Genomic DNA, 6125 nt, shown 5'->3' with positions numbered 1-6125 from the left:
TGCGCCGGGTCGGGCCGCCTGTTCGGCGACGGCGGCCTGCGCAGCGCCCGCTCGCGGTCGAGGTCCGTGACGGCCTTCCCGTGCTCGGTCAAGAAGCGACCTTTCGCTTGGAGTTGCCGAACCTTTCTTTCATGGTCAACGTAGGAACCGTCCGCCCGCCCGGTCAACCCGCCGGTGACCGCGAGTGACCGTCCCGGCCGCCGCCCCTCATCGCGAAGTGCGCAATCAACCCCCTACCGGTGGGTTGTCCACGACTGGCCAGCACTCCCGCGGACCGGCACCTGGAACGCGGAGAACGCCGCGACGCTGCTGCGCCACGGCGTCCGTGTCGATGAGAGGTCAGACGGTGAGACCCGCGAGGGCGGCGGTGAGGCGGCGGCCCGCCTCGTCGGCGACCGGCTGGAGGCCGGGACGCTCGGTGACGCCGACCATGGTCTGCCGGTCCAGCGCCTCGACGACGGTCTCGTCGCCGTCGGCCCGGACGACGACGTTGCAGGGGAGCAGCAGGCCGATGCGGCGGTCGGTCTCCAGCGCGCGGTGCGCGAGGGCCGGGTGGCACGCGCCGAGGATCAGGTACTCCTCGACCTCCGCCCCGATCTTCTCCCGCAGCGTGCGCTGGACGTCGATCTCGGTCAGCACGCCGAACCCCTGGTCCTTCAGCGCGTCCCGGACCCGGGGCACGGCCCGCGCGAACGGCTCCTCGATCCGGACGGTCAGCGCGTAGTCCACGAGGTCCCCTTGAAGGTAGACGGAACGTTCTATATGGTCCTATCACATGGCTGACGACACTCCCACGCCCCCCGCCCGCCGCCGCATCCTCGACGCCGCCGACGAGCTGTTCTACGCCCACGGCATCAACTCGACCGGTGTGGACGCGGTGATCGAGACCGCCGGGGTCGCCCGCATGACGTTCTACAAGCACTTCGGCGGCAAGCAGGCGCTGATCATGGCCTACCTGGAGGGCCGCGAGACCCGCTGGCAGCTCCGCCTCCACCGGGCCATCGACGCCGCCGGCGACGACCCGCGCGCCCGCCTGCTCGCCGTCTTCGACGCGCTGTCCGAATGGGCCACGTCCCAGTCCCGCTTCCGCGGCTGCTCCATGGTCAACGCCCTCGCCGAGCTCGCCGAACCCGACCACCCGGCGCGCGCGGTCGTCCAGGCGTACAAGAGCGCCCTGCGCGACTGCGTGTTCCAGCTCGCGCAGGAGAGCGGGGCCCCAGACCCCGCTCTCCTCACCGATCAGCTGCTCCTGGTGTACGAGGGTGCGATCTCTACCAACGCCCTCGGCAACGTCGAGGACGCGGTGCACAAGGCCCACTTCACCGCCGAGCAGCTCATCAACGCCGCCGTCCCCGCCGCCCGCTGACCGCCGCGGTCCGAAGGACCGTCAGCGGGGCAGGCGCGGCAGTGCCCGCGCGATCGGCTGGTATCCCGCGTCGTTCGGGTGCAGGCCGTCCTCGTACACGTACGCGACCAGGGGACGGTCCGGGGCGGCCGGGTCGGCCATCGCCCGGTCCACGTCGAGGACGGCGTCGAAGGTGCGGCTCGTCCGGATCCACTTGTTGACCGCGACGCGCGCCTTCTCGACCGTCGGCGACCACACGGGGAACAGCGCCGACCGCATCGGCAGGATCGTCGCGCCGACGACCTTCACCCCGCGCGCGTGCGCCGCCTTGACCAGCTCCTTCTGCGCCTCGATGACCTGCACCGCCGTCGAGGGGCCGGTGTTTCCGAGGCACGGGTCGCCGGGGGTCTCGCGCAGGTCGTTCGCGCCCAGGTGGACGATCGCGACCCGCACGCCGGGCCGGTCCAGCACGTCCCGCTGGAACCGCGCCGTGGCCTTCTCGCCGGAGCACGGCGAGTCGTGCCGCAGCCGGTTGCCGCCGATGCCCGCGTTGACCACGGAGAGCGGACGGGACGACCCGGACAGCCGCTCGGCCAGCAGGTCGGGCAGCGCCGAGTCCGCGCCCGTCGTGGCCCCGACGCCGTCGATCAGCGAGTCCCCGAACGCCACGACAGTCCCGGCGCTCCGGCCCCCGGCGACGTCCACGCCGGAGAGGAAGTAGGAGGAGTCCGTGCTCTTCGTGTAGGCCGCGGACCCGACGTCCGTCAGGTGGTCGCCCGACGCGAGGAAGGCGGGACGTCCGCCGAACCGGTGGAACGTCGCGGGTCCGGTCGGCGCGCTGAACCGCAGCGTGATCGCCAGTTTCTCCAGCGGCGCGGTCTTCAGGGGCACCGGATCGCTGACCGCCTCCGCGCCCGGCCGGACGACCGGCGCGGACCGTCCGCCGAACGTCAGCCGCACGCTGCTGTCCGGCCACACCTTCGCCCCGCCCGCCGACCGGGCGACCGCCGCCGCGTCCACCTTGAGCAGGTTCTTGCCGTACAGGTTGGAAATTCGTACCCGGACCCGCGTCCCGCCACTGCTCAGTCGCACCACCTGCCGGAGCGTCTGCTTCGAGAAGCCCTCCATGGACCAGTTCTGGCCGGAGTCCTCGTCCCCGGCGATCGGACGCTGCATCGCCGCGCCCCAACTCTGCGTCCAGGCGGGGGTGGACTTATCCGGCGTCTTGGCGATGGCCGTGGCCGTCCCGCCGGCCAGCGCGAGCACGACCGCACCCGCCAAGGGAAGCCGGGCGCGCCGAAAGATCGTTGAATTCATGATCGAGATCCCACCGCGCCCCCGTCCCCGGGCGCATCGCAGCCACCCCCAGACTTCCCGGTGGGGAAAACCCCCGCCTCGGCCGCGTGCGCCTCCACCGTCCGGACGACCCCTTCCGCGGCTTCCTGCAGGTCGATGAGCGGTTGCCGCACGTAGACGCCGTCCGTTCCGCGCCAGGAGAACGTCAGCGGGCAGACCCAGACGTTGAGTCTGTGCACCGAGACGAGCGAGACACCGGAGCTGTCGCTCGACCTCACCGCGCGCAACCCGCGATCGCTGAGGGCCTCTACCAACCGTCCCGCCGCGACCCCGGGCGGCACCTGCCAGGGAGGCCGAGGCCACCGCTCCGGCAGGGGAAGGACGAACCACGCGGCCTTCCCCGGCACCACGGTGTTGGAAAGCCGCGACCGCGACAGATGACACCCCCACTCCGAGGCGACCGCCGCGACGATCCCCAGCCCCTTGCCGGTCTCGTCGAGCAGGTCTCCGGCCTGCGCCTCCGGCAGGGAGGCCCGGTTCCCGTCGAAGACGGAGACGACGAGCTCGGCCCGAGGCCGGGTCCGGGCCCAGATCCACAGCTCAACGGACCCGCCCGCATGCCGGTAGGCGTTGGTCGCCAGCTCACTGACCGCGAGCATCGCGTCCTCGACCACGGACCGTTCGAAGCCGACCTCGGACATCACCGAACCCACCAGCCCCCGAGCCCGTCCCGCGCCCAGGGCGTCGGGCGGCAGCTCCCAGAGGCACGCCCCACCGAACGGAAGATCCCGCGCGCGCCCACCCATGAAGATCACCCACCGTTTTGGTCTCGTCTCTTTGTGTGACTTCCAGACGAGCGTGACCCTCCGTGCTTACGGTGACCACGAATCCGTAGCCACTGGAGACAAGATCGTCACGAAAGGTGCGCCATGCTGCGACGGGAGACGCTCGACCCCGAAGGCTCCATCGCTCATGCTCTGGCCGTCCACCTGCACTTTCTGCGCATCAAGCACGGCTACTCGTGCGCGGCCGTGGGCAGGTACGTGAACGCCGCACGCCAGACCGTCTCCCACTGGGAGTCGGCTCTCCGGCGTCCCGACGAGTGGCAGGCCAAGAAGCTGGACGAGCTCTACGACACCGGCGCCCTCATCCAGTGGCTCCTCCGCCACGCGAAGGGCCACCACGACTCAGCTTGGTTCAAGGCCCACCTGGACCTGGAAGCCAAGGCCGACGTGATCCGCAGCTACGAGTGCAACATCATTCCCGGCCTCCTCCAGACCGAGGACTATGCGAGAGCCGTGTTCACGGCGTTGGGCGAGCCGGACGTGGAAGGTGAGGTTCGGCTGCGTATGCAGCGACAGGAACGCCTCAGGCGGCCCAACCCTCCTCGTTTGTGGTTCTTGCTGGAAGAGGAGATCATCGAGCGCCCAGTAGGGGGTCCAGCCGTCGCCCGTGAGCAGCTCGCCAAACTTGAAGAGCTCTCAGTGATGCCCTGGGTCGTCCTGCGGATCGTCCCCCGGTCGGCGGGATATCACCCGGGCCTGAGGGGCTCGTTCAAGGAAATCTCGATTGGACGGGAGAAGGCCGCCTACACAGAAGCTGCCGCCGGTGGCAGACTGACGAGTGACTCCGTCGAGGTCGGGCGAATTTCGGACATGTTTAACCTGATCGGTGCGGATGCACTCTCACGCGGGGAGACGAGAGAGAAGTTGCGACGAGCGCAGGAGTTGTTGACGTGAGCATTCAGTGGCGAAAGTCCAGCTACAGTCATGGCTCGAACTCGGATTGCGTTGAGCTGGCTGTCCTTCCGATGGGATTCGGCGTCCGTGACAGCAAGGCTCCGAGCACCGGTCACCTCGTGCTACCGCGTGAGACGCTGGCTTTTCTGCTCGCTCGCGTGAGGCAAGAGGACATCGCAGAATCCACAGCGTGAAGGGGCAGTGGCGCAAGTCGTCGCACAGCGACCACGCTGGTGGACATTGCATGGAGGTCGCGGCCCTGCGCGAGCAAATCGCAGTGCGTGACAGCAAAGCCCCAGACCTCGGCCATGTGCAGTTCGCCCCAGCGTCCTTCGCTGAGCTGCTCACCTGCGTGAAGAGGGAAAGCGGCGCACAGTCGGAGGCGTGAGCCCTGGCTGGCGAAAGTCCAAGCCACAGCCACGGCTCACACTCCGCATGCTTTGAGCTGGTTGTTCTTGCGGGCGGGGCATCCATCACGGCAGGACTATGCGGGCGGACAGGCGGACCCGCTGCTCAAGGGTTGGTTTGCCTCAGGAGCCTCCGCGCGTGTTCCAGCCTGGTGCGGTGGTCCTCGATCCAGTCCAGCACCAGTAATCGGAACACCTCGTCACCACCAGCGGCCTCCTCGAACCCCAACAGCTGGTAGGCGTGGCCGAGCGCGTCCCACAGGTACCCCATCCGCGACGACGTGATCGCAAGCGGCCCACCACCAGCACCACTGCCGGCCTGCAACGCCGCGAAGTCCGGGCCAAAGTCGAGCTCGGGCTGCCCCACAGCCAGACGCTGCCTCGCCACCGCCTTGAGCGCCTCCAACGCCGCATCGTCATGCGCCGAGCCGATGTGCTCGATGTCCCGCGACCCGCGACGCGAGGAGTGCACGATCTGCACCGCCCTGGCCCCCGACGCCGTTTTCACCGTGCGCACATACGCTACGAGAGACAGCCTAGAACCGGCCGCTTGGTGCGCAGATTTTCGCCGTTCACACGACGAAACCGCAGCTCAACAACCAGCACCCTACCCAAGATCAGCGATCTTGAGCCAAAGTCAGGTAAGGTGACGAAATGGTCATGCGGGTGGCGGTTCCCATGCTGCCGTGCAGAGATGTGCAGGCAGCGCGGTCGTACTTCACGGACGTGCTCGGATTCGACACCATATTCACCTGGGAGACCCCACCTAGCTACGCGGCCGTGATCCGTGACACCGCCGAGTTCCACCTGTACGCCGAAAGCAGCGTCGGCCCGGCCAGGGTGACGGTTGTCGTCGACGACGTCGATTCCTGCCACGACGAGCTGCGCGCCCGCGGCGCCGACATCGTCGAGCCACTGGCTGACCGGCCCTACGGGATGCGCGACTTCAACGTACGGACACCCGATGGGCACTTGTTGATCTTTAGCCAGCCGCTTACCGAGTACGGGTGACCATCAGCGGACCAGCCGGAAGAATGACCGGACCTCGTTGACGAACAACGCCGGCTGCTCGAACGCCGCGAAGTGGCCGCCCTTGGTGCACCAGTCGCTGCCCTGGGCGCCGAACCGCCGGTAGCCGAGCCGGGCCATCAGCTCGCACCACGCATCGGATATCCGCTCGATCCCCCACCCCGGCGCGGCCGGCTTGTCGCTGAAGCCGTAACCGGGAAGCGATGGGCAGACCCCTAGGCCGTGTCCGGCAGATCTTGGTGTTCTGCTGAGGTGGATCTTGGGTTGTGGGTTGATGGTGTGTCGTGGTGCGACGGCATGAGTTGACCG

Annotated in this window: 9 protein-coding genes and 1 pseudogene; 5 read left to right on the top strand and 5 right to left on the bottom strand. The window is 68.7% G+C overall.

Annotated features, from left to right (window positions below):
* Positions 1 to 339: 339 nt before the first annotated feature.
* A complete protein-coding gene (locus AB0J52_RS23360) occupies positions 340 to 729 on the bottom strand; it encodes a DUF302 domain-containing protein (protein ID WP_500184109.1) in 390 nt (129 codons plus the stop codon).
* 46 nt (positions 730 to 775) lie between these two features.
* On the opposite strand from AB0J52_RS23360, the gene AB0J52_RS23355 reads away from it, so the two are divergent.
* Positions 776 to 1366: a TetR/AcrR family transcriptional regulator gene (locus AB0J52_RS23355; RefSeq protein ID WP_500184107.1), complete on the top strand. Its 591-nt coding sequence runs from the start codon at positions 776 to 778 to the stop codon at positions 1364 to 1366.
* Between the two features lie 21 nt (positions 1367 to 1387).
* Here the strand turns inward: AB0J52_RS23355 and AB0J52_RS23350 are convergent, their stop codons facing one another.
* Positions 1388 to 2662, bottom strand: a complete 1275-nt coding sequence (locus AB0J52_RS23350) for an SGNH/GDSL hydrolase family protein (protein WP_500184106.1) — start codon at positions 2660 to 2662, stop codon at positions 1388 to 1390.
* The gene (locus AB0J52_RS23345; RefSeq protein ID WP_500184103.1) at positions 2659 to 3447 is read right to left on the bottom strand and encodes an ATP-binding protein; all 789 of its coding nucleotides are present in this window, start codon (positions 3445 to 3447) and stop codon (positions 2659 to 2661) included. The genes AB0J52_RS23350 and AB0J52_RS23345 overlap by 4 nt, the downstream gene beginning before the upstream one ends.
* Before the next feature lie 123 nt (positions 3448 to 3570).
* Between AB0J52_RS23345 and AB0J52_RS23340 the strand changes: the two genes are divergently transcribed.
* From AB0J52_RS23340 to AB0J52_RS23330, 3 genes are read left to right on the top strand one after another with little or no spacing between them, the layout of a single operon-like run.
* A complete protein-coding gene (locus AB0J52_RS23340; RefSeq protein WP_500184101.1) occupies positions 3571 to 4380 on the top strand; it encodes a Scr1 family TA system antitoxin-like transcriptional regulator in 810 nt (269 codons plus the stop codon).
* Positions 4377 to 4574, top strand: a complete 198-nt coding sequence (locus AB0J52_RS23335) for a DUF397 domain-containing protein (RefSeq protein WP_500184099.1) — start codon at positions 4377 to 4379, stop codon at positions 4572 to 4574. Before AB0J52_RS23340 ends, AB0J52_RS23335 begins: the two co-directional genes overlap by 4 nt.
* Positions 4571 to 4768 carry a DUF397 domain-containing protein gene (locus AB0J52_RS23330; protein WP_500184096.1) on the top strand — a complete coding sequence of 66 codons (198 nt, stop codon included), beginning with the start codon at positions 4571 to 4573 and terminating at the stop codon, positions 4766 to 4768. Before AB0J52_RS23335 ends, AB0J52_RS23330 begins: the two co-directional genes overlap by 4 nt.
* A gap of 146 nt (positions 4769 to 4914) precedes the next feature.
* Here the strand turns inward: AB0J52_RS23330 and AB0J52_RS23325 are convergent.
* Positions 4915 to 5322 (bottom strand): annotated as a pseudogene (locus tag AB0J52_RS23325) (IS1634 family transposase); the annotation flags it as partial.
* Between the two features lie 119 nt (positions 5323 to 5441).
* Between AB0J52_RS23325 and AB0J52_RS23320 the strand changes: the two are divergent.
* Positions 5442 to 5798 carry a VOC family protein gene (locus AB0J52_RS23320; RefSeq protein WP_500184094.1) on the top strand — a complete coding sequence of 119 codons (357 nt, stop codon included), beginning with the start codon at positions 5442 to 5444 and terminating at the stop codon, positions 5796 to 5798.
* Positions 5799 to 5801: 3 nt separating this feature from the next.
* Here AB0J52_RS23320 and AB0J52_RS23315 read toward each other — a convergent pair.
* Positions 5802 to 6125 (bottom strand): alpha/beta fold hydrolase (locus tag AB0J52_RS23315; RefSeq protein WP_500184093.1); only part of this gene is annotated, 324 nt, incomplete at its 5' end.

It is taken from the genome of Spirillospora sp. NPDC049652 (genome assembly GCF_040675125.1).
Classification (GTDB): Bacteria; Actinomycetota; Actinomycetes; order Streptosporangiales; family Streptosporangiaceae; genus Spirillospora.
The sequence above is the reverse complement of the archived record's forward strand: the minus strand, read 5'-3'. Positions and strand labels throughout refer to the sequence as shown.

Excerpts from the sequence above, each read along its gene's own strand:
- AB0J52_RS23355 (WP_500184107.1), top strand. The coding sequence starts at position 776 with ATGGCTGACGACACTCCCACGCCCCCCGCCCGCCGCCGCATCCTCGAC.
- AB0J52_RS23350 (WP_500184106.1), bottom strand. The coding sequence starts at position 2,662 with ATGAATTCAACGATCTTTCGGCGCGCCCGGCTTCCCTTGGCGGGTGCG.
- AB0J52_RS23345 (WP_500184103.1), bottom strand. The coding sequence starts at position 3,447 with ATGGGTGGGCGCGCGCGGGATCTTCCGTTCGGTGGGGCGTGCCTCTGG.
- AB0J52_RS23340 (WP_500184101.1), top strand. The coding sequence starts at position 3,571 with ATGCTGCGACGGGAGACGCTCGACCCCGAAGGCTCCATCGCTCATGCT.
- AB0J52_RS23320 (WP_500184094.1), top strand. The coding sequence starts at position 5,442 with ATGGTCATGCGGGTGGCGGTTCCCATGCTGCCGTGCAGAGATGTGCAG.